We start from the raw sequence: 23,744 nt of genomic DNA, 5'->3' as shown, positions 1-23,744 counted from the left end.
GCGAAGCATCATACTCTACACAAAGAGTGTTTGACACCTCAACGAGATCCTTCGTTGCCGCCCGGATATCGTTCCCCAAATCAAATCTGAGATCCACTGGATAGCCACGCCTGACCCCAACGACGACATCGCGGCCCGGCATGGAAAGTTCTGCGAACGGAGCCCAGGTACCGATCGGCAGCACGCACGATCTACGCAACTGCTTTTCTCAAAGCACGGGAGAAAGTATAGTGTCGCACAGCAAGGGCTCTGGGAGAAGAAGAGACTGAAGTGAAGAGAACGCGTGCGTTGATAAGCGTGTATCTGGCTTGCTGGGAGTGTCTGTGGCAGTTGGTGATGATAGTGGCTCTAGTTCTTCCTGCCGTCGCCGAGGAAGCAACCCCGCCCGTATCGCAGCCGCCAGAGCTCTCGACAGGGCTGAGCTTACCCTCCTGGCTCAATTCGTCATGGCGCTATGGTGCATATCTGGATCTGAGTTATCCCGTTGACTTCAATTTTCCGGAGAATCACAGCTGGCGCAGCAAGGTCACGACGCAGAACATGAATGAGCTGACGCCCAATATGGTGCTGGGTTACGTGCGGAAGGATGTGAATGAATCGTCGCGTTGGGGTCTGGAGCTTGCCGTTCAAGGCGGCAACGATCCGAACGGCCAAGTACCGAATGACGTTCCGGGTCGAGATCGTCCACTAGCCAGCGCAGACACGCTCAAGCACTTTTCCCGCGCCAACGTGTCTTACCTGGCTCCCGTCGGCAGCGGCGTAACGCTCACCGCCGGGATCTTTAATAGTTTTATCGGGTATGAGTCGTTCTACGCCAAGGATAACTTCAATTACACCCGAACGTATCTGCCGGATTACTCTCCATATTTCATGATGGGCGTCAGTGCGCAATATTATCTGAGTGAGAACGTCAAACATGTACTATACGTGATCAACGGGTACAGCTGGCTTTCGCGGCCCAATGACGCACCGAGCTATGGAACCCAATTCAGCTGGACGCCCAACTCACAACTCACGTTGACCCAAAACTTCTACTACGGTCCCGATCAAAGCAATACGGATCTGAAGTACTGGCGTTTCTTTTCCGACAGCATCGTCCAATGGAAGGGTGATCACCTCACTCTCGCGATGTCCTACGACGTCGGAACAGAAAATGCCGCGGAGCAATCCGGGTCCCCCAGAACCTTCTGGACGGGAGGAGCAATCTATTCGTGGTGGCAGATTACCGACCGCTGGGGGGCGTCTATTCGGCCTGAGTTTTATTGGGACCGTAACGGAAGAATGACTGGAGCGGAACAATTCATTAAGGCCATCACGACGACGCTCGAATACAAGTTGCCCGTTGCCTCCACCATCGCAAGACTGAGGCTGGAGTACCGATACGATGATTCGACCGGCCCGCAAGGCGGGTTTTTCAAAGGGGGGGAAGTCAGCCCCGGCGTGCCCGGCCTTGTGCAAGCTCAGCATTTGCTGATTGCTGCCATTCTGTGGACCTACGATTCCCCGTAGCTAGAAACATAGCGTCCCACACCGCAGCCTATTCTTCTTTAGCGCTTCGACGTTATGCAGGTACCGCATTGCACTAAAGCAGAGTGCCTGACTGTTCCATAGCCAAAGAATGAAATTCGCCATCAGACTTCACAACATTTTGACGGAATCGGTCTCAGATTTTATGCCTTTGTAATAGAGCAGCAGGTATTTTTCTTATGGGAAAGTCGGGATTTGCCTGATGGCTGCAATCTGGAAAAGAGGATCAGCGATTCGTCTGGCTACGGTCCTGCCCCTAGCTTGTTGTCTGGTTTCATGCGTGTCTGACCGTGAAAGCTATGTGAAGGCTGACCAGAAGCAAGAACAGACCGCGGGAGGTGTCGGTATCGTGCTCTGGACTGTGCCGAGTCCTGCGCGAGTTGGCGAAAACATCGTCTTCGTGGAACTTGCGGCCGGATCCGAGAAAGTCCTATCAGAATTTCACGTGCTTCTGACCTATAAGGAACCATCAGTCAGCCCCATGACGACGCCCTTGCGGAATACAGACATCGGTATTTTTTCTTCAAAACTTTACTTGAGTAAGGCCGGAGAATGGAGCCTGATGGTGACAGTCCAATCTCCCAGCAGAGCGCCAATTCGAGCGACGTTCCCTGTGATAGTGAGTGATGGGCCACAGGAATGAGGGCTGATTTACCTCCTACTCAATCTCATCCTGTTTCATGCGGCAGATTTTTACCTCCCTCGGAGTCGATCCCACCTCTATTAGTCACAACAGTGTCTTTGGTGCTCTCCGTCGGGCACGTGGCTAGACCAGCGCCGTTTTTACGGATTCTTGACGCTCTGTCCTTCCGGTTTAATTCGGCTTTGATACTACATTCGATAGAGTGAGCAGAGCCAGCGGGGATGCATGCAGAATCGAATGGGCAGGTTTCGAAAGAAAGGGGCAGGGAATGGGCATCAGGAAACGATTTGCCGGAAATGTGTGTGTCACGGTTGTGCTGTGGGGTTTTTCCGCCATCGCTTGGGCGGAGCCGGCGGTCGGCCCAGACTTCCAGGCGCGCGAGTCCACAGAAGCCAGCACTCAGGGCACAATCAATCGGCCGGAGGATAGCCGATCAAACGAGGAACGCCCATGGTTTGTCAGAAGACTGCTGAATGCATATATCGATGAATTCAATCCGCCTCCTTCGACAGGCGAACCAGCACCCGAACCGGCCAGGCGAGCCTTGCCTTCCCCTTGGGATGCGCCGCCCTTTCCGATGTCCGAATATCAAGGAGTGCCCGTACTAGGGATTCCTTTGAGTACGAAAGAGTATCCGTTGGAGAAGGCGCTCAAAGGCGGGCAGTTCGGGAATTTGCTGACGGACAACCGCATCAGGACCTACGGATGGGTCAACGGTTCCTATAACTGGAGCACGAATAAGAATTCGAACATGCCGACGTCCTATTGGATTGTTCCGAACTCCATTGTCCTGAACCAGGCCGTCTTCCGAGTGGAGCGGGAAGTCGACACGGTGCAGACCGATCATGTCGACTTTGGATTTCGTGCCACAGGCCTGTACGGAATTGATTATAGATATATGACGGCAGGAGGGTGGTTTTACAACCAATACGACAAACACAATTTTCGCTATGGGTTCGATCCCACCGAACTCTACGTGGATACCTATGTTCCGGGTGTAGTCCAGGGGTTGGTGCTGCGCGTTGGCCGTTGGGTCGCGACACCCGACATCGAAACGCAGTTCGCGCCGGACAATTACTTGGGGACACACTCGATTTTGTTCACGTATGACACATACACGCAGACCGGCGTCATGGCGACTGTAATGCTGAACCAGCAATGGTCCGTTCAGGGCGGCGTCCATTCCGGCACCGACATGGCGCCCTGGTACAAAGGCGCGACACCGACGGGCATGGCGGGTGTCCGGTGGGTGGCCCTAGACAACAACGATTCGGTCTATCTCGTGTTGAATTCGATCAACAATGCCAAGTTCCGGAATTTTGAAGTGGACGGTCAGCCCGATGGTCATACGAATTTTAATTACCTCGTCGGGACATGGCAGCACCGGTTCACGCGAGAGATCCATACCAAGCTGGAAGGCTATTACATGTGGGAGGTGGATGCGCCGGTAGGTGGCTCGCCGAGCATCGGACCGGCCCAACCGTTCGGCGGCGGCGGGGGCCGAGGACCCATCATTCCCGGAACATCCCATGCGTATGGCCTCGTCAATTACACGCTGTTTGGCATCACTCAGCGGGATTACATTACTGTCCGGAACGAATGGTGGCGGGACGAAACCGGATTTCGTTCAGGCTTCGCCGGTAACTATTCCAGCAATACGCTAGGGTGGAGCCACCAGTTCAACGACATAGTGACGATCCGGCCAGAGATCGGCTATTACCGGAATTGGTCAGGTCCGGCTTTCGATCTGGGAAAAGAAAGGGACATGCTTATGGCCGGTGCCGACATGACGTTGCGGTTCTAAAGTGAGGAACAGTTAGTGCTACACGAACCCAAGGAGGCTTCCATGAATGACAACAACATCTCCATGGTGCTATCGACACGATATCAGCGTCTGGCATACGAAGTCTTGCGCCGGTTGCCTTCCGGTTGGCATGCGAACCGAGTAGTGCGGCTTGAAGAATCACGAGAGACTTTGGATCTCGCGCAGGGACGGCCTGCCGTCGCTTGTGCTGCCCGGCTGCAGTTCAAGTCGGACGAAGCGTGGATTGTAACGTTCTACACATCTTGCCTCGACACGCTTTCGGACGAAGCCGTGCGCTGGATCCTCGCACGAGAGCTTACCCGCGTGCTTTCTGAACCCGGTCAATCCTGGCGATGCAAAGTGAGTTCAACGACAACTCAGGAGGAGAGAGCAGAAGCGCTCGCGCTCGAGTGGGGATTTTCCGGCGAGCGTCATCGGTTCGAAGAGGAGTATCTCTTACCAAAGGCGTCGTAACGTATCGTGGCAAACCCGGGACGTTAGTAGCTAGGGAGAGGGAGCGATCGCTAATGCGTTGCCAGCGCCGGAGGAAAAAGTGGCACGAACCTGGACGGCAAGGACTAGTTGCATTTGGCTCATTGAGGGCTATACGGAGGCTCCATGCTCGCGATCTATCATTCGATTGCACTGTTTTTTGTTGCAGGTCTCTGTGAAATCGGCGGCGGCTATCTCGTTTGGCAATGGTGGCGGAACGGGTCTCCATGGCTGATAGGCGCAATCGGAGCTATGATCCTGGTGTTATACGGTATTGTTCCGACTTATCAACCGGCTCACTTTGGTCGCGTGTACGCCGCATACGGGGGCTGGTTTGTCGTCCTGTCGATTGCGTGGGGGTGGGGTATTGATGCGATACGGCCTGACCGCTATGATTTTCTCGGCGGCGGTATTTGTCTGCTCGGGGTTGCTGTGATTATGTACTGGCCGCGCTAGATCGTTCGATCAAGCTCAGATAATCAAACGGATCCCTGCTTCTTCCCTTACTCGTCCGTGTCCGTCTTAACAGAGTTCTTATCTCATGCCTACGCATCTTAACAGCATTTTGATTCGCCGACGAATATGATGGTGAAGAGATGCAAGGAGAGTTGGCATGACAGCGGTGACCTTCAAAGGCAAGATCTTCCCAAGGTTCACAAAAATCGTAGGGACCGTAAGGGAATGGCGAAGTGTTGACCTGTCACGAGTGGATACATCGCGCATCGTCAATCAACGGCTGCAGCGCGGTCACGAGGTTAATCATCCCAAAACCAAGGAAGAACTCCGTCGAGCACTTCTACGATTAAAGGCTCGCTACGACGCTCGTCGACTTATCGGCCAAGGGACTGACAAGCCGAGGCGAGCGGCGTAAGGAACCTGAAACCCGCTCAGATTTTGACACACTTTTTACACCCTCTTTTGGTAATCTAGTCTGCTCGGATAGGAGTGACTATGGACGTTGTCTTCATTTTGCTCGCAGTGGGCTTTTTCATCCTCTCTGGTTGGCTTATCTCCGCGCTAGATCGACTCTAAGGGAGTACGGCTATGAATGCGATGTACGTGCTCGGCGGCATTCTGTCGATAGGTCTGTTGGTCTATCTCATGATTGCGTTGCTGAAAGCGGAGTGGTTCTGATGTCCATGAACGGCTTCTTCCAGACCGGGTTCTATTTTGTGGTCTTGCTGGCGCTGGTCAAGCCGCTCGGCTGGTACATGGCCAGAGTCTATGAGGGGCAACCCTGTAGGCTGGATCGAGTGCTGGGTTTTGTCGAACGAGGTATCTATCGCTTGTGCGGCGTCCAACGCACGGATGAAATGGACTGGAGGAGCTATGGGCTCGTTATGTTGTTGTTTAACGCAGCAGGTCTGTTGGTGCTCTATGGTCTGCAGCGCGTCCAAGGGTGGCTTCCGCTCAACACGCAGGGACTCGGCGGCGTCGGCTCCGACTTGGCCTTCAACACAGCCGTAAGTTTCGCGACCAACACCAACTGGCAGGCCTATGGTGGTGAGACGACGCTCAGCTATCTGACCCAGATGTTGGGACTCACGGTGCAGAACTTTGTCTCAGCTGCGACGGGAATGGCCGTCCTTGTAGCTTTGATCAGGGGCTTGGCACGACGAAGCGCGCAGACCATCGGAAACTTTTGGGTCGATCTCACCAGAAGCACGATATATATTTTATTGCCACTCTCGCTCGTGTTGGCGGTGGCCCTCGTGTCGCAGGGCGTGGTGCAGACATTCGGCGCGTATCAAAGCGCCGCTATGACACAACCCGTCAGTTACGATAAACCGGTCACGGACGCGAACGGGCAACCGGTTTTGGATGACCAGGGGAAAGCGAAGACGGAATCCGCAACGTCAACGGAGCAGATCCTTGCGGTCGGACCAGCCGCGTCGCAAATTGCAATCAAACAACTGGGGACCAACGGCGGCGGCTTCTTCAACGTGAACTCCGCCCATCCGTTCGAGAATGCGACGCCGTTCTCTAATTTTCTTGAGGTCTTGGCCATCGTCTTGATTCCCGCCGCCCTGTGCTACACCTTTGGCGTGATGGTCGGAGATACCCGCCAGGGCTGGGCTATTCTCGCCGCCATGACCATCCTCCTGCTCTGTTTCGTTCCAATCGGGCTCTGGGCTGAACAAAGCGGCAACCCGTTGCTGACCGGCGTCGGCGCAAATCAGCAGGTCGGAGCCGGTCAAACCGGTGGCAACATGGAAGGGAAAGAACTGCGTTTCGGCATTGTCCATTCGGTCTTGTGGTCCGCGGTTACGACTGCCGCGTCCAATGGGTCGGTGAACTCGATGCACGATTCCTATACCCCTCTGGGCGGACTTGTGCCGCTGTTCCTGATGCAGTTTGGCGAAGTTGTCTTTGGCGGAGTCGGCTCAGGGCTCTATGGCATGATCGTCTTTGCCATCATCGCCGTGTTTATTGCGGGACTGATGGTCGGGAGAACGCCCGAATATCTCGGAAAGAAAATCGAGCCCTACGAAATGAAGATGGCCTCGTTGCTCATCCTCATCATGCCCATCGTCGTTCTGAGCTTCACGGCTCTCGCGGTCAGCATCGAGGCAGGCAGGTCATCCATCTTGAATCCCGGTCCGCACGGGTTCAGCGAAGTTCTCTATGCCTATACCTCCCAAGGCAATAACAACGGGAGCGCATTCGCTGGGCTCAACGTCAATACTCCTTTCTATAACCTTACGGGAGGCGTTGCGATGTTGATGTCCCGGTTTTGGTTGGCTATTCCGACCCTGGCCCTGGCCGGGTCGCTGGCGCGCAAGAAGGTGGTGCCGGCTGGCCCCGGCACACTGGCGACTCACAACCCGCTGTTTGTCGCGCTCTTGATCGGTGTGGTCATTATGGTCGGTGCCCTCACATTTCTGCCGGCTCTGGCCCTCGGGCCAATCATCGAGCACTTGCTGATGTGATGGGACAAGTCGAAAGTCGCGGAGCCTAGGTTTTATGATGACACAAGTGAGAACCCACAAGACTTACTCTCTTTTCGATCCGACCATAATCCGACACGCGATCTCCGATGCCTGTCGGAAACTGGGCCCACGTCACCAGATCAAGAATCCGGTGATGTTCATCGTGTGGGTCGGTAGTATCGTGACCTCTCTCCTGTTTGTGCAGGCGTTGGTGGGGACCGGAGAAGCGCCGGCCGGCTTCATACTCTCCATTACCCTGTGGCTGTGGTTCACTGTGCTCTTTGCCAACTTTGCCGAAGCCATGGCGGAGGGGCGTGGCAAGGCGCAGGCGGACTCGCTCCGGCGAGCGCGGCAGGAACTCACGGCAAAGAAGCTCGGGGGTGTGGAGCCAGGGACAGATTATGTGGTCGTGACGAGCGGGATGTTTCAGCGGCACAACACCTTCAGCCTGGTATCCGCGAATCAGCTCAAAAAAGGAGATGTTGTCCTCGTCGAGGCCGGAGATTTCATTCCAGCCGACGGTGAGGTGATCGAGGGTGTGGCCTCTGTGAATGAGAGCGCGATCACCGGCGAGAGCGCGCCGGTGATCCGGGAAAGCGGCGGTGATCGGAGCGCGGTGACGGGGGGGACGAAAGTCCTGTCGGACTGGCTCGTTATTCGCGTGACCGCCAGCCCGGGGGAAAGCTTTCTTGACCGGATGATCGCCATGGTGGAAGGAGCCAAGCGACAGAAGACACCGAATGAAATCGCGCTCACGATTCTGCTCGCGGCTCTGACCATCATCTTCTTGCTCGCTACTGTCACGTTGTTGCCGTATTCCCTGTACAGCGTGGCGGCTGCCGGCAAGGGTTCCCCTGTCACAGTCACCGTCTTGGTCGCCTTATTGGTCTGTCTCATACCGACGACGATCGGAGCGCTGTTGTCGGCGATCGGGATTGCTGGCATGGATCGTATGGTGCAAGCCAACGTCATTGCTGTGTCGGGAAAGGCGGTCGAAGCGGCGGGCGATGTGGACGTCCTGCTGCTCGACAAGACTGGCACCATCACGTTAGGTAACCGGCAGGCTACGACTTTTATTCCGGCCGAGGGAGTCAGCGACGCAGCCTTAGCCGATGCGTGCCAACTGTCATCCTTGGCGGATGAGACGCCGGAGGGCCGAAGCATCGTCGTTCTGGCAAAGGAAAAGTATGGACTACGTGCGCGAGAGATTCACGAGTTAGGCGCCACATTCATTCCCTTTACGGCTCAGACCCGCATGAGCGGCGTTAACCTGACCGGCCGGGAAATCAGGAAGGGATCAGCCGATGCCATCGAGTCCTATGTCACAGCGAGAGAGGGAAAATTCTCTGTCGCTGTCCAGTCGAGCGTGGACGCCATCTGCACCCAGGGCGGAACACCGCTCGTTGTGGCGGAGGGACCGAATGTGCTGGGCGTCATCGCACTCAAAGATATTGTGAAAGGGGGGATCAAGGAACGATTCGGAGAGCTGCGGCGCATGGGCATCAAGACCGTGATGATTACCGGCGACAATCCACAGACCGCTGCCGCGGTGGCCGCGGAGGCCGGCGTGGACGATTTCCTGGCCCAGGCCACGCCTGAAGCCAAGCTCAAGCTGATACGGGACATGCAGGCCGGAGGCAGGCTTGTCGCGATGACGGGCGACGGGACAAACGATGCGCCAGCGCTGGCTCAGGCCGATGTCGCTGTGGCAATGAACACCGGAACGCAAGCTGCGAAAGAAGCCGGCAATCTGGTTGATCTGGATTCCAACCCGACGAAGCTTATCGAGATCGTAGAAATCGGCAAGCAGTTGCTCATGACCCGCGGAGCCTTGACCACGTTCAGCATCGCCAACGATGTGGCGAAGTACTTTGCCATCATTCCGGCGGCCTTCGCTACGACCTATCCGGCTTTGAATGCGCTCAACGTGATGCGGTTGGCGACCCCGCAGAGCGCGGTCCTCTCCGCAGTCATTTTCAACGCGTTGATCATTATCGCGCTCATTCCGCTGGCCTTGAGAGGAATCAAGTATCGTCCCATCGGCGCCGGACCATTATTACGGCGTCATTTGGTGATCTACGGGTTGGGCGGTGTCGTCGTGCCGTTTATCGCCATCAAGCTGATCGATATGATCTTGGTCGCGTTGCATTTAGTCTGAGGCAGGATGATGAAAAAGGCCGCTGGCGTCGCTTGCGGCCTTGCCAATCGGCCTTTTTGTTCATCCTTGGGTCGTCATAGGAGAGACATATGAAAGACCAGATAAGACCCGCGCTGACGCTGCTCCTGATCCTGACCGTTCTTACGGGATTGGTCTATCCGCTAGCAGTCACCGGGATGGCGCAATTGTTCTTTCCCGACCATGCGAACGGAAGCTTGATCGTTCAGAATGGCAAAGTGATCGGGTCGAAATTGATCGGACAGTATTTTGATAGGCCGGAATATTTTTGGAGCCGTCCATCTGCGACCTCGCCGTTTCCTTATAACGCCGCCGCGTCGGGCGGATCGAATCTCGGACCTACGAACCCGGCACTCATCGAGGCAGTGAAAGTGCGGGTGGCTGCCTTACGAGCCGCGGATCCGGGCAACGAGTTGCCCATCCCAGTTGACTTGATCACGGCCTCCGGAAGCGGACTCGATCCCCACATCAGCCCGGCTGCTGCCCTGTATCAACTGAAGCGGGTCGCCCGCGCTCGAGGCCTGAATGATGATAGCGTGCTGAGGCTGGTTGCTCAGCACACGGAAGGGCGCCAGTTCGGATTACTGGGAGAGCGACGCGTCAACGTCCTGCAGCTGAATCTCGCGCTCGACGCCTTGAAGCCATGAGTCCGTTCCGGCCAAGAGTTCTCCCGGAGGTATGATCTTGTCAGAGAAGGAACGGAAACCTGAATCATCCGACGAGCAAATCGCCGCGATCTCGCGCCGATTGTCTCTCCGATGGAAATTGCTGCAGGGAGTTGGAGCGGCGCTGATTGCTCTCTCGCTGATGGTTGAGTGGCCTCTTCCTTCCGACCCGGCCCTTCCGGCGACGCAACCCTTTCTCTTGATCTTGGGTGTCCTCGTGTTCGTCGCTGGTTTGTTCGGAGGGTGGTATAGAGGTATTCACGCATAGATCTTCAGTATCGAGCTGCCGTTTTCATTGTCTATGAAATGGTGTTGACATGTGGTTCCTATCCCTCGTGTTTCTAGGCACTCTTTGGGCCATCGCTTTCACCATTTGGGCACTGTGGCAATGGAAGCCGCCGGACGAAAAGGTGCATCGTCCGATGCAAAGTCCCTCCAGTAAGCTGTGAACATCAACTTCAGGCCGACATGACATTGAACGCCCTCCTTCAAATCGCACTGTTCTTCGCCTTCCTTCTCCTGCTCACAAAACCACTGGGTGTGTATATGGCTCGGGTGTATGAGGGACGCCCGCCAGGGCTCTCCGCCTTGTTGGGCCCCTTCGAACGTGGAATCTATCGGTTGTGTGGTCTGCGTAGCGAGGAGGAAATGGAATGGAAAAGGTATGCAACCTCCCTTATCCTCTTTAGCGCGTTTGGCATGGTGTTGCTCTATGTCTTACAGCGGTGTCAACAGAGCTTGCCGCTCAATCCGCAACACTTTGGTCCACTCCGCTCCGATCTCGCCTTCAACACGGCAGCCAGTTACGTCACCAATACAAATTGGCAGGCCTACGGCGGTGAGTCCACGATGAGTCATTTCACCCAGATGGCCGGATTGACGGCACAGAATTTTATGGCGGCAGCGACCAGCATGGCCGTCCTGATGGCACTGATTCGCGGGCTCGCCCGTCGGGGCATCCGCACGGTGGGAAATTTTTGGGTGGATCTGGTCCGTACTATTCTCTACATCCTGCTGCCACTGGCGGTTGTGTCTTCGCTCGTGCTTGTCTCTCAGGGTGCCGTTCAGTCGCTCGAAGGTTCCGTGGCCACCCCATGGTTGCAATCCACGATTGATGCGCATCCGGTCACGGGCCCCGGCGGTCAATCGAATGTGAACGACCGTGTTGAGGGGACCGAGCAGGTGGTCGCGGTTGGCCCAGCTGCGTCGCAAGTGATCGCGCGTGATCTGGGAACGTCCGGAGGAGGCTTCTTCAACGCGAACTCGGCCCATCCCTTCGAAAGCCCGACCCCACTGAGTGACTTCCTGCTGCTGCTGGTGCAAACGGTCCTGGCTGCCGGGTTGACCTATACATACGGGAAGATGGTCGGTGACACGCGTCAGGGATGGGCGATCCTGTCGGTTATGCTCGTTGTCCTGGCCTTAGGCGTGGGAATCGTGCACCAGTCGGAAGCGGCCGGCAATCCACACATCTCCGAACTGGGAGTGGACGTGGCTATGACGGACCAGCAGACAGGCGGGAATATGGAAGGCAAGGAAGTCCGGTTTGGGATCGCCCGAACTGCCTTGGTGGCAACGGCGACGACTGCGACGTCCACGGGGGCGCCGAATGGCATGCAGGACTCTCTCACCCCGATCGGGGGCCTTGTCACGCTCGTGATGATGCAACTCGGAGAAGTGATTCTCGGAGGCATTGGCTCGGGACTCAGCGGCATGGTGATACTCGTCCTCATTGCCGTGTTTATTTCCGGTCTGATGATCGGCCGCACGCCGGAATATTTGGGGAAGAAATTAGAGCCCTATGATATAAAGATGGCCTCGATCGCCATCTTGGTCATGCCAATCGTGACGTTAGCCGCGACTGCGCTCGCGTCGATGACGGATGTCGGGAGAGGCGCGATTCTTAATCCTGGTCCCCATGGGTTCAGCGAAATCCTCTATGGGTATACCTCCATGGCGAACAACAATGGCAGTACCTTTGCTGGGTTGAACGCGAATAACCTCTTCTATAACGTCGGCGGCGCGTTGGTGATGTTGATGGGGCGTTTCTGGATTGCCATTCCGACCTTGGCGCTTGCAGGTTCGTTGGCCAGAAAGCCCACCATCTATGTCAGTGCAGGCGCGCTGCCGACGCACACTCCGATGTTCGCTATTTGGCTCATGGTCGTGACGCTGAGCATAGGGGGAATGACCTTCCTACCCGCGCTGGCCTTGGGCCCCGTTGCCGAGCATCTCTTGAACTTCGGCTCCCCACAATGAACCTTGTATTGTGGCTCCCAGCGATGTTCTTTCTCGGTATTGTGCTCATGGGGCTCTGTTACCTGTTTATGGAAGCGTGCGAGAAAATTTAAAACAGCGGGGCAATGTCGATCATGATCTATCTGACAGGAGCACTCGCGGCATTCTTATTCATCTACCTTGTTGTGTCCCTCATACGGCCGGAATGGTTTTGAGTAAGAGCGGCTAGGAAACCGAGCACGTCAAAGGAGCGACGAAAATGTTCGCTCAAACCTGGTTGCTTCCCTTCTCGCTTCTTGCCACGGCGACCCTCATCGCGTTCCCGTTAAGTCGCTATTTCGCGTGGATCATAGACGCGAAATACCGGCCATGGCCAATCTTTCGCTGGTTCGAGGACCGTCTCACAACCGGACCACAAAACTGGAAGCAATACACAGCTTCCCTGTTGATCTTCAACACGGTGCTCTTTGCGTTTGGCTTCGTCATTCTCGCTCTCCAGCCGTGGATGCCTTTGAATCCGGACGGCAAGGGGATGCTGGCCCCGAGCACCATCTTTCATAGCGTCCTCTCATTCATGACGAACACTGACCTCCAACACTACGCGGGGGAAGTGCATTTGTCGAACTTCAGTCAGATTGTCTTTGTCATCGCCAATCTATTCATGTCGGCGGCAATCGGAATGAGCGCACTCGCGGCGATCATCCGGGCCTTGCGCGGCGACCCGTCGGTTGGCAACTTCTTCGTCGACGTGTGGCGGGTCTTGGTCTACGTGTTCATGCCGGGCGCCATTGTGGTAGCCCTCGTTTTTCTGCACCAAGGCAGCCCCATGACCCTTCAGAGCTCTTATCACGTGCCGACACTCGAACCCGGGGCTCTGGGAAACACGGACACGGGCGAAGCCAGGCAACAGACCATTGTGGTTGGGCCGGTAGCGGCCTTTGAGTCCATCAAGATGCTCGGCACCAACGGGGGCGGCTTTTACGGGATGAACTCCACACACCCTTATGAAAACCCCACGGCATTGGCGAACTTTTTGAACACGCTGTCCATGATGATCGGCCCATACGCGCTCGTCCTGATGTATGGCCGGATGCTCGGTCGCCTACGGCACAGCCTCGTCATCTTTTCGGTGATGTTGGCCATGATGGCCGGCACCATCGTGTGGTCGGTATACTTTGACACGCTGAACCCTAATCCGGGGTTGACACGCCATCCCGTGGCACGATCCTACGAGATTCCCAGCGCAACAGCACCAGGCGGAAAACGGGTGCTGACTTTGCCGCCGGTCGCTGGCTTGCCGGTGGATCAGCATCTAGGCAATCTCGAGGGCAAAGAACTCCGATTCGGCATCTCGGCAGGCGCGACCTACGCAGCAGTGACGACTGACGTGACGTGTGGGGCCGTGAACGCCGAAGCGGACAGCCTGAACCCGATCGCCGGCCTATCGCCCATGATTGGAATGTGGCTGAACAGTCTCTTCGGCGGCAAGGGTGTCGGGATGATCAACATGTTGCTCTACGTGGTAATCGGAATCTTCGTTGCCGGCATGATGGTGGGACGGACGCCCGAGTATTTGGGCAAGAAAATCGAGGCCCGTGAGATCAAGCTCGCCATGATCGCCCTCCTGATTCATCCGCTCTTGATTCTCGGACCGAGCGGCCTCTTTGCCGCCACGGATTGGGGGCAGAAGGCTGTCAGTAATCCCGGCCCGCACGGCCTCTCCCAGATTGTTTATCAATTCTCTTCATCCTCCGCCAATAACGGCTCGGCATTCAACGGGCTGGGAGTAACTTACGGTTTCAACGATAATCCGAATCCAGCGCCAACTGTCGTGCAGTGGGACGTTGCTGGGGGCATGGTCATACTCTTCGCCCGCTATCTTCCCATTATCGCCCCCATTGCGATGGCGGCGTCGCTTGGGGCGAAGAAGGCGAGCCCATATGGCTTAGGAACCCTGCGCGATGACGGCACCACTTTTGGCATTCTCTTGCTCGGGACGGTTCTCATCATCGGGGCCCTTCTCTTTCTACCGGTCGCCGCCCTTGGACCGGTGGCGGAGCACCTGGGCCCCATCCCGTTCGGTGGATGACCGAACCCTTGAGCATCGCTCATGCTGAATAAAGAATCTGATTTCGCAGAAGGTGTACAGACACCATTTGAGCCTCTGCCACAACCACAGTATCTTCGCCGCAAGAAACCTCAACGGCTGCTGGAGAAGGACACGACGACGGAAGCGCTGAAGCGGGCGTTCGTCATGTTGCGACCGGACATCCAATGGAAAAATCCTGTGATGTTCGTGGTGGAGATCGGCGCGTTCTTGACGCTCTTGTACGTCGGCGAGGCAGCCCTGGGACGCTCAACAAGCCGAGTACCAATCACGTATTTTGTCGCCCTTGACGCATGGCTATTCTTGACCGTGTTGTTTGCAAATTTTGCGACTGCCCTGGCTGAGGCTCGTGGGAAAGCGCAAGCCGATTCCCTCAGACGGGCCCGCCATGAGACGGTAGCCTATCGCTTGACCGAGAACGATGGCGTCGAGGAAGTATCCTCGGCGGTTTTGAAACCGGGCGATCGTGTCGTGGTGCGCACAGGACAGACCATTCCCGGCGATGGTGAAATCGTCGAAGGGGTAGCGTCCGTGGACGAATCCGCGATTACCGGCGAATCATCGCCGGTCATTCGCGCTGCGGCCAGTGACCGAAGCGGCGTGACCGGGGGCACTTTCGTGCTTTCCGATCGCATCGTCGTTCAAATCACCACCGGTGCCGGTGAATCCTTTCTCGATCGGATGATCGCCATGGTCGAAGGCGCCATCCGCCAGCGGACTCCCAATGAGATCGCTCTGACATTGGTGCTCTCGGCATTTACCCTGGCATTCTTCATCGTCATCGTTCCGTTGTGGCCTATGGCCCGAAATGCGGAGCAATACATGATGGGCTACCTGGGTGTGCAAGAGCCCTTGCAGAGCCTCGGGACCGATATTCCGACCCTCGTTGCGCTCCTCGTCTGCCTGATTCCAACGACCATCGGCGCTTTGCTTGCCGCCATCGGAATCGCCGGCATGGATCGCGCCCTCCAGGCCAACGTGATCGCCAAAAGCGGCAATGCGGTGGAGTTGGCTGGTGACATCGACGTCGTGTTGTTGGATAAGACTGGCACGGTCACGATAGGCAACCGGAATGCCACCGCATTCCTGCCGGTCGAACGGTATGCGGCTGCCGACGTGGGACAGCTAGCTGCCCTGGCATCCGCCGCTGACGAGACGCCTGAGGGGAAAAGCATCGTGAACTTGTTCGAGAGGCAAAGTCGCACGGCGCTCAACGTGCCACTGGACGCGCGGTTCGTGGCGTTCACCGCGCAAACGCGCATGAGCGGGATAGATCTTCCGGATGGCCGGCGCATACGAAAAGGAGCCCCGGATGCGATCATCAAATTTGTCGAGAAGCATCATGGCAGCGTGCCGGGTGAGCTCAGCGCCTTGGTCAATAGCGTCGCCTCCAAAGGCTCAACTCCTCTGGTCGTCGCCGATACGGCTCACGTCATAGGGGTGATCCCACTGGAGGATATTCTAAAACCCCACATGCATGAGCGCTTCGAGCGACTCAGAAATATGGGGCTCCGGACTGTCATGATTACCGGAGACAATCCTCTCACGGCTGCGGCCATTGCCAAACTAGCGGGCGTGGATGACTTCCTTGCCCACGCCACGCCAGAGGACAAGCTTGCGTATATCCGGAGGGAGCAGGCTGGAGGGAAACTGGTAGCCATGATGGGTGACGGCACCAATGACGCTCCTGCCCTGGCTCAGGCAGACGTGGGGCTGGCCATGAACGCCGGCACGGAGGCGGCGAAGGAAGCGGCGAACATGGTCGATCTGGACAGCGATCCCACCAAGTTGATCGAGGTCATCGAAATCGGGAAGCAGCTCCTGATGACACGAGGCGCCCTGACGACCTTCTCGATCGCCAATGATGTGGCCAAGTACTTTGCGATTATCCCCGCATTGTTCGCTGGCACATTACCGTGGCTGGGGGCGATCGACATCATGCATCTGCATTCACCGACCTCAGCCATTCTGTCTGCGGTGATCTTCAATGCGCTCATCATCCCTGCGCTCATCCCGGTTGCGCTCAAGGGCGTCCGTTACCGAGCGCTTGGTGCTGATGTCCTGTTGCGCAGGAACTTGCTGATTTGGGGATTGGGAGGCGTGATCGTCCCCTTTATTGGCATCAAGATGATCGATCTCATCATGGTCGGCTTGCATTTGGTCCAATGACTTTTCCATGGGAAACGACGGCATGAACGCATCGGGCTATCTTTCGAAGAGCATCGTATTGCTGTCAGTCAGCGTCGTTATTTGCTGCGGGATCTATCCGCTGCTGCTTTGGCTAATCGGTCAGACCCTGCTTCCCTTCCAGGCGAACGGCAGCCTGCTGCGAGGACCCGATGGCGCCATAGTGGGCTCACGCTTGATTGCACAACCCTTCACAAAGGACGAATATTTCCATCCACGCCCTTCGGCAGCGGCCTATGACGCGTCAGCCTCGGCGTCTTCAACCTTGGCTGCGTCGAATTATTTGCTTCGGGATCGGGTGGCACGCGCATTGGGCCCATTCGTGAAATACCGAAGTGGATCGAAGGCCGGACAATTCGTGGGGCCGGATGTTGAAGCGTGGTTTCAGAACGATCGCCACCAGGGCCGCCCGCACATCGTTGCCCAATGGGCGACTCTTCACAAAGGTCTGGCCAAGGCCTGGGTTACGGCCGACCCGAGCCACAGCGCGTATGTTCAGGATTGGGCAAGAACGCACCCAGGCGTAGCAGCCGAGTGGATCGAGATGAATCCGGGGAGCTCACAGCCAACGGCTGAGGACCTGGCAATGCTGTTCTTTGAAGACTTTTCCCGGAACAATCCAGGGAGGTTCCCATCCGCCGCCGTGGGCACGGGCTTAAGTCCTCAAAGCCACAGGAAGGTCAAACCCATTAAGGAAGGCTCCGAGATTCAGTCGATATTTTTCGACATGTGGAGGCAGGATCATCCTGACGAGGACCTTTACGAGATTCCCGGTGACATGGTGACGACTTCCGGTTCGGGTCTCGACCCGCACATCACGCTTGAGAATGCCGAACACCAATTGGATCGGATCTCCACCAAGTGGGCCGCTAACTTAGAACGCGACCCGGCAGCACTCCGGAGTGAGATCGAGCAGGTGCTGCAGGAGAACGCTTCGGCTCCGTTTGGAGGGCTCGCTGGGGGAAAGATCGTGAACGTGCTGGAAATCAACATCGAGCTTTCCAAACGGTATGGACCACATCATAGCCCATAACCGAGGACATTTTTCGCCGCCCTTGCGTTGGGACCCATCGTAGAGCATCTGCTCATGGCCACTTAACCATTGCTCCTATCCTTATTCCCTATATCGTGATCCTCCCGTTGCGGGAGGGCCTCGCCACATCGCCCAAGCTGGCCTGACTCCGGTCGATTTTACACCCTTTTGACACGCCAGCCTATACAGTAATCATTTGTGGTCGAGGCTCGGCTCTCAAGATTGTGAGGGCTCGAGGTGACAAGCGACAATGGTGCCATCGTACTCAACGTGTACGTCATCTGCCTGATGGCATGGGTGGCGGTGATGCTGGTGGTAGCCATTGCCCACCTTCTCTGAAGAAGCCTATTGGCTGCCAGCGATCGAAATACAAAAGAGAACCATGAAGGGCTACAAGATACGGCTGATCACGCTCGGTGTCGTGTTGCCGCTCCTCGGAACCCCGGTTTTGAGCTTGGTGAAGGCCGGAAGCGGATATCGCGGAGGTCGAGCGTCTTCACAGGGCGGCGGTTTGTCTTCCAGCAGTGTCGGGAGTCGCGGCATTCGAACCTTCGACCAATACGGTTTCAAACCGATTGAGCGCTCTGCTACACCACCTGCATCTGCTACTGCGACAACGAACGCTGCCGGACCTACCGCTCGCCCGATTTCTGCATCGTCACCGGCCGTTCAGCCGTCTTTCTTGCAGAGGAACCCCATGCTGTCCGGCCTTGCCGCAGGATTGGACAGATCATGGATTGGCCATATGCTCTTTGGCACGACGACCGCGCCCGCGGCCGAGCAGGACGGCATGGGGGATCTCTCACGGCAAGAGGAGCCCAATGCGTCGGGTTCCTTGGGGCCATTCGCAGGCCTGCTCGTCATGGTGATGGCTATATCGGTGGCAGCCGTTTACTATCTTTACAGGAGGCGCAATGGAGGTCTTCGCCCGTCGTTTACCAGGTTTGGAAGCGCAGGCCCAGTCCCAAGGAGCGACCCACCGGCCTGGGTTCCGGCTTCTGCAGGGCTATTGCATCCTTCTGCATCAGAGCCCACCTTGACGGTCACTGATGAAGAAGAGTTCCGCCGCCGCCTAGTTCAAATCCAGAGGGCCTGGGGTCGACAGGATATTCAAAGTTTGCGCCAGATCGCGACACCGGAGATGGTTCAATATTTTAGTGAAAAGCTCACCGAGGATATCAGCGTGGGAGTCGAGAATCGAATCGAAGACATTGTCGTGATGGGCGCGGAGATCCGTGAAGCGTGGGCGGAGGATACTCGGCTGTATGCGACGGTGCTTCTGCAATGGAAGGCACGGGACTGTGCCCAATCTCTTGCCAAGCCGTCAAGTGACCCAGGCTATGAGAGGGAGAATGAGGACCGGGAATCGAGAGATTTTGTTGAAGCCTGGACTTTCGTCAAACATCGGGAAGGAAAGTGGCTCCTATCAGCCATTCAGCAGAGCGAGTAAGATTGTGACGGGCCACGGTTGTACAGCGGGGTAATCATTCATCATGATCACAGGCACCCGGTCCCAATTACGAACTCTGTTTTATCCGAGCAACCGCTCTCAGTCTTTTTCCCATTCTGGAGGACAGTAAATGCTTGAAATTATCGGCAAGACGAACATCGATTTTCTTGGTGCCCGCCGGGTGGCCTTCGGACTCTCAGGCGCTCTTGTCCTGACCGGACTGTTTGCGCTCATTCAAATCGGTCGTGGCGCGGCGAATCTCAGCATCGATTTTACCGGAGGCACCTCTGTGCAGGTGAAATTCAATCAGCCGATCCAGATTGACGGCGCGCGGCGCGCTTTGGAACAGGCGGGGTTGCAAGAGGCTGAATTGCAGAAGTTTTCCGGGAGCGACCGTTTGCTGGTCCGTATAAAATCGTCGATGTCTGTCGAAGAGAAAATGACCGATCGGATCATCTCCGCACTTCGCGACGCCTTTCCCGGCCATCAGGTGACGGTGGAAACCACAGCGGAGATCGGTCCGACCATTGGCGACAAACTCCGGCAAGATGCCCTGATCGCGATAGTCATTTCCCTAGCTGGAATCATCCTATATATCTCAGCCCGGTTCGAACTCCGCTTCGGCATTGCTGCGGCTCTGGCGATGGTACACGACGTGCTCGTCGTGTTTTATCTCCTGAACAAAGAGATCACGCTGCTGGTCGTGACGGCGCTGCTGACGCTAGCTGGGTATTCACTAACTGATAAGGTGGTGGTCTTTGATCGGATTCGTGAAAATGTGCGCGTGCGACGTCGCGAGGCGATCGAGATCACCATTAACAATGGAATCAATCAGGTCTTGAGCCGGACCATCGTAACCAGTCTCACCGTCGTGCTGGTACTGGTCCCCCTCGCGCTGTTCGGAGGGAAAGTGCTTCACGACTTCTCTCTGGCCTTGCTGTGGGGCGTGATCATCGGAACGTACTCGTCCGTCTTCGTCGCGAGCCCGCTGCTTTTGGTCCTGCCTGGCGGTGAAGGACGCCTGCTCGCCCATCGCTTACGGTGACCGAGCGCGGATTTTCCTCCAGGGCCCCACTGATACGAACGTTGTTACTCCTTCGAGAGAGAAATGCCCGCGGTTGACTTCGAGTACCACTCAACCCCAAGCACAAGACCGGCTCGCCTGGAAGAGAACCAGGAGGATCGGCGAGCCTTCACTGGCCGATAACTTGACTGTAGAGAAGGCAGTAGTCGTGGAAGCAGGGGATCGAGCAGCCGCTCGGTTTACCAGGAGACTTCCTTCGATACATTACCCGACGAGGTCTTAGCTAAATGGAGCTCGATGCCGAGCTAGGCGGGGTCTCAGCTCGGATCTTCGGGCGGTTCATTGTCCCATGTCTGAAGAACGGGTTCCTCGATAACTGCCGGCCACACTCGGTTTAGTGGAAGCAGCCGGAACCGGGTCGGGTCGAAAATCGTCGAAGCCGGGATGTCTAAGGATGACCACAAGCCATATAATCAGCTCGATCACTCCGACACCAATGACTCCCCCTACGATCAGCGTTGCCAGGTCGATGGCTTCCATAACGGGACCTCCTTGTATGCCCAGGGCACAACATAACGCGAAAGGCCTCAAAATGTGGTAAGAAGATAGCCGCTACCTGTAAAGCTTCTGTAAAAATTCATGATGGTGAAGGACATGCCGCCATTGACGGATTTCCGGCCAATCTCTAGGATTTGTTGGGTCGTAAGCATCGTTCGACCACACCGTGTGGTCCGGAACTCGGATATTTGATGAACCAGAAGCGACCAGATCCGGACGCGCTCCTCAAGCGAGTGCAGGCCGAAGAAGCCCGGCAGCTACAGGGCAAACTCAAGATCTTCTTTGGCGCCAACCCTGGCGTGGGGAAAACCTACGCCATGCTCGAGGCAGCGCACGAGCAACGTCGCGATGGGGTAGACGTCGTCATCGGCGTCGTCGAGACGCACGGGCGGGTGGAAACCGAAGCCTTGGTGGAGGGCCTCGAAGTCTTGCCGCGCCGCGCCTTCGACTATCGAGGAACGGTCCTCCAGGAATTCGATCTCGATGCGGCACTCGCGCGTCGTCCTACCATCATCCTCATCGACGAACTTGCTCACACCAACGCGCCTGGCATGCGTCACGCGAAGCGATGGCAAGATGTCCAAGAACTCTTGAACGCTGGCATCAATGTCTTCACCACGGTCAACGTACAGCATCTGGAAAGCTTGAATGACGTGGTGGCACAGATTACCGGTGTGCGTGTACGCGAGACTGTCCCGGATTCCGTGCTGGAACGGGCGGACGACGTGGAGCTCATCGACCTTCCACCCGACGACCTTCTGCAGCGCCTGAAGGATGGAAAGGTGTACGTTCCGGAACAGATCCAGCACGCCATCCGAAATTTCTTTGCCAAAGGGAATCTGATCGCGCTGCGCGAGATGGCGTTGCGGCGAACGGCCGAGCGCGTCGATCAGCAGATGGAAGTTTACCGGCGCGACCACGCGGTCATCCGAACCTGGCCGGCTGCGGAAACGATTATGGTGTGCATCAATATGAAGCCGCGGGGGCTACGCCTGATCAGGGCGGCGCGCCAGATGGCTGCCGGCCTGCACGCCAAATGGATCGCGGTCTACGTTCAGATTCCCCGGCATCTCCGTCAACCTCAGACCGAGCGGGATCGTTTGGTGCAGACTCTACGACTGGCTGAACAGCTGGGAGCCGAAGTGGTGACATTGACCGGCGACAATGTGGCCCAGGAGCTCTTGAATTATGCGCGTAGCCGGAACGTCACCAAGATTATCGTCGGAAAACCGCTTCGGTCGTGGTGGAAGGAATGGATATTCGGCTCCGTCGTGTCGGACCTTGTCCATCACAGTGGAGAGATCGACATCTATGTCATTACGGGGGAAGCAGGGGAAAGCCAATCGCTCGTCCGTCGGAGTCTCCGCAAAACAAGGGACATGTCAGGGTATGGCTATGCCTCGATCGGAGTCCTGATTGCTACAGCGGTTGCGTGGCTGATGTTCCCCTATTTCGGGGTGACAAATCTCGTAATGGTCTATCTCATTGCCGTGGTCGTGGTTGCTATTCGCTGGGGCCGCGGGCCGTCGGTGCTCGCCTCAGTGCTGAGCGTGGCGGCATTCGACTTTTTCTTTGTGCCGCCCTACTTCTCGTTTGCCGTTTCCGACATTCAATATTTGCTGACCTTCGGTGTTATGCTGGTTGTGGCGTTGGTCATCAGCAATCTCGCCGTCCGTACTCGAGAGCAAGCCGAGTTGGCGCGTTTCAGGGAAAAACGAATGGGAGTGCTGTATGCGATGAGTCGCGATCTCGCGACTCATCGCGGGACGAGCATACTGGCTCAACTTGCAGCGAAACATCTTCGTGATGTGTTCGACAGTCAGGTCGCGATTTTTCTTGCTGATGCCGATAGACGGCTGCAGTTGCAACGGGGGGAGGCGCTCTATTTTGAGTTCGACCCCAAAGAAGCCGGAGTGGCCCAATGGGTGTTCGAACATAACGAGCGAGCCGGGCTAGGCACCGATACACTGCCCGGGGCCAGCGCCCTGTACCTGCCCTTGGTTGGGTCAGTCGGACCGATAGGTGTTGTGGCGGTCCGGCCGTCTGAATCCAGCCGAATCCTGGAGCCCGATCAGATACATCTGCTCGACTCTCTCGTGAACCAAGTCGCATTGGCGATCGAACGGGCGCGTTTATCCGAGGAAGCAGAGCGGGCGCATGTGCGGGTGGAAACGGAGCGCATGCGGAATGCCATTCTCAGCTCGGTGTCTCACGATCTACGGACACCGCTGGCGACCATCACGGGTGCGGCCAGTAGTTTGGTGGAAGAACAGGGAGAACTCGACTCTGATGCGCGACGCGAGCTGTCGCGTTCCATTTATCGGGAGGCTGATCGACTCGATCGCTTGCTGAAGAACCTTCTTGACATGATGCGCATCGAAGCGGGGGCCGTTCAACTCAGTAAGGAATGGCACCCCGTGGATGAGGTCGTCGGTGCGGGTCTGGCCAGGTTGGAAGGACGGTTGCGCGACCATGCTATCAACACCACATTTCCTCCCGATCTGCCATTGGTGCTCGTGGACGGAGTGCTGTTGGAACAAGTTGTGATCAATCTCGTGGAAAACGCTGTGAAGTACGCGCCTCCAGGAAGTGTGATCGATATGTCCGCATCGGCGACCGATCGCGAAGTGGTTGTCGAAGTTGCAGATCGAGGTCCGGGGGTCCCAGTCGGCGAAGAAATCCGCATCTTCGACAAGTTCTACCGTGCCAAGCCCGCTCGTGAAGGAGGAGTCGGCCTCGGACTGACGATCTGTCGGGGTATCGTTGAAGCGCATGGCGGGCGCATCTGGGCCGAGAACCGCCGTGGAGGGGGAGCGGTGTTCCGTTTTACGATCCCATTGATGGAGCGTCAACCCTCTGTCGAATCGGAACAGGCTGCAGCGAAGCCGGTCTGATCGACTCCGGGAAAGG

General features: G+C 56.7%; 19 protein-coding genes. 18 read left to right on the top strand and 1 reads right to left on the bottom strand.

Features of this window, described 5'->3' with window-relative positions; genetic code table 11:
- Positions 1-270: 270 nt before the first annotated feature.
- From VEI50_07565 to secF, 17 genes are all read left to right on the top strand, one after another.
- A complete protein-coding gene (locus VEI50_07565; GenBank protein HXX74971.1) occupies positions 271-1,509 on the top strand; it encodes an outer membrane beta-barrel protein in 1,239 nt (412 codons plus the stop codon).
- A 298-nt stretch (positions 1,510-1,807) separates the two neighbouring features.
- A complete protein-coding gene (locus VEI50_07560; protein ID HXX74970.1) occupies positions 1,808-2,170 on the top strand; it encodes a hypothetical protein in 363 nt (120 codons plus the stop codon).
- Between the two features lie 268 nt (positions 2,171-2,438).
- Positions 2,439-3,974, top strand: a complete 1,536-nt coding sequence (locus VEI50_07555; protein ID HXX74969.1) for an outer membrane beta-barrel protein — start codon at positions 2,439-2,441, stop codon at positions 3,972-3,974.
- A 42-nt stretch (positions 3,975-4,016) separates the two neighbouring features.
- Positions 4,017-4,448: a hypothetical protein gene (locus VEI50_07550; GenBank protein ID HXX74968.1), complete on the top strand. Its 432-nt coding sequence runs from the start codon at positions 4,017-4,019 to the stop codon at positions 4,446-4,448.
- Between the two features lie 144 nt (positions 4,449-4,592).
- Positions 4,593-4,922, top strand: coding sequence for a YnfA family protein (locus VEI50_07545; GenBank protein HXX74967.1), 330 nt, complete (start codon positions 4,593-4,595; stop codon positions 4,920-4,922).
- 157 nt (positions 4,923-5,079) lie between these two features.
- Positions 5,080-5,337, top strand: coding sequence for a hypothetical protein (locus tag VEI50_07540; protein ID HXX74966.1), 258 nt, complete (start codon positions 5,080-5,082; stop codon positions 5,335-5,337).
- 173 nt (positions 5,338-5,510) lie between these two features.
- Positions 5,511-5,600: a K(+)-transporting ATPase subunit F gene (gene kdpF, locus VEI50_07535; protein HXX74965.1), complete on the top strand. Its 90-nt coding sequence runs from the start codon at positions 5,511-5,513 to the stop codon at positions 5,598-5,600.
- A complete protein-coding gene (kdpA, locus tag VEI50_07530; protein ID HXX74964.1) occupies positions 5,600-7,396 on the top strand; it encodes a potassium-transporting ATPase subunit KdpA in 1,797 nt (598 codons plus the stop codon). The genes kdpF and kdpA (VEI50_07530) overlap by 1 nt, the downstream gene beginning before the upstream one ends.
- A gap of 34 nt (positions 7,397-7,430) precedes the next feature.
- The gene (gene kdpB / locus VEI50_07525; GenBank protein ID HXX74963.1) at positions 7,431-9,554 is read left to right on the top strand and encodes a potassium-transporting ATPase subunit KdpB; all 2,124 of its coding nucleotides are present in this window, start codon (positions 7,431-7,433) and stop codon (positions 9,552-9,554) included.
- 89 nt (positions 9,555-9,643) lie between these two features.
- Positions 9,644-10,219, top strand: coding sequence for a potassium-transporting ATPase subunit KdpC (gene kdpC, locus VEI50_07520; GenBank protein HXX74962.1), 576 nt, complete (start codon positions 9,644-9,646; stop codon positions 10,217-10,219).
- Between the two features lie 31 nt (positions 10,220-10,250).
- Positions 10,251-10,505: a hypothetical protein gene (locus VEI50_07515; protein HXX74961.1), complete on the top strand. Its 255-nt coding sequence runs from the start codon at positions 10,251-10,253 to the stop codon at positions 10,503-10,505.
- Between the two features lie 200 nt (positions 10,506-10,705).
- Positions 10,706-12,496, top strand: coding sequence for a potassium-transporting ATPase subunit KdpA (gene kdpA, locus VEI50_07510; GenBank protein HXX74960.1), 1,791 nt, complete (start codon positions 10,706-10,708; stop codon positions 12,494-12,496).
- 238 nt (positions 12,497-12,734) lie between these two features.
- Complete coding sequence (kdpA, locus tag VEI50_07505; protein HXX74959.1) at positions 12,735-14,564, top strand: potassium-transporting ATPase subunit KdpA; 1,830 nt, start codon at positions 12,735-12,737, stop codon at positions 14,562-14,564.
- 21 nt (positions 14,565-14,585) lie between these two features.
- Complete coding sequence (gene kdpB / locus VEI50_07500) at positions 14,586-16,751, top strand: potassium-transporting ATPase subunit KdpB (protein ID HXX74958.1); 2,166 nt, start codon at positions 14,586-14,588, stop codon at positions 16,749-16,751.
- A gap of 7 nt (positions 16,752-16,758) precedes the next feature.
- Positions 16,759-17,802, top strand: a complete 1,044-nt coding sequence (locus tag VEI50_07495) for a potassium-transporting ATPase subunit C (protein ID HXX74957.1) — start codon at positions 16,759-16,761, stop codon at positions 17,800-17,802.
- 382 nt (positions 17,803-18,184) lie between these two features.
- Positions 18,185-19,252 (top strand): TIM44-like domain-containing protein, encoded by a 1,068-nt coding sequence (locus VEI50_07490; GenBank protein HXX74956.1) that lies wholly within the window; start codon positions 18,185-18,187, stop codon positions 19,250-19,252.
- A 130-nt stretch (positions 19,253-19,382) separates the two neighbouring features.
- The gene (gene secF, locus VEI50_07485) at positions 19,383-20,297 is read left to right on the top strand and encodes a protein translocase subunit SecF (protein ID HXX74955.1); all 915 of its coding nucleotides are present in this window, start codon (positions 19,383-19,385) and stop codon (positions 20,295-20,297) included.
- 318 nt (positions 20,298-20,615) lie between these two features.
- Here the strand turns inward: secF and VEI50_07480 are convergent, their stop codons facing one another.
- Complete coding sequence (locus tag VEI50_07480) at positions 20,616-20,816, bottom strand: hypothetical protein (GenBank protein ID HXX74954.1); 201 nt, start codon at positions 20,814-20,816, stop codon at positions 20,616-20,618.
- A gap of 209 nt (positions 20,817-21,025) precedes the next feature.
- On the opposite strand from VEI50_07480, the gene VEI50_07475 reads away from it, so the two are divergent.
- Positions 21,026-23,728: a sensor histidine kinase KdpD gene (locus VEI50_07475; GenBank protein HXX74953.1), complete on the top strand. Its 2,703-nt coding sequence runs from the start codon at positions 21,026-21,028 to the stop codon at positions 23,726-23,728.
- The last annotated feature ends 16 nt before the right edge of the window (positions 23,729-23,744 follow it).

This window comes from Nitrospiraceae bacterium (assembly GCA_035623075.1).
Taxonomy (GTDB): Bacteria; Nitrospirota; Nitrospiria; order Nitrospirales; family Nitrospiraceae; genus DASPUC01.
Note: the sequence above shows the minus strand (reverse complement) of the source record. Positions and strands in the feature narration are given on the sequence as shown.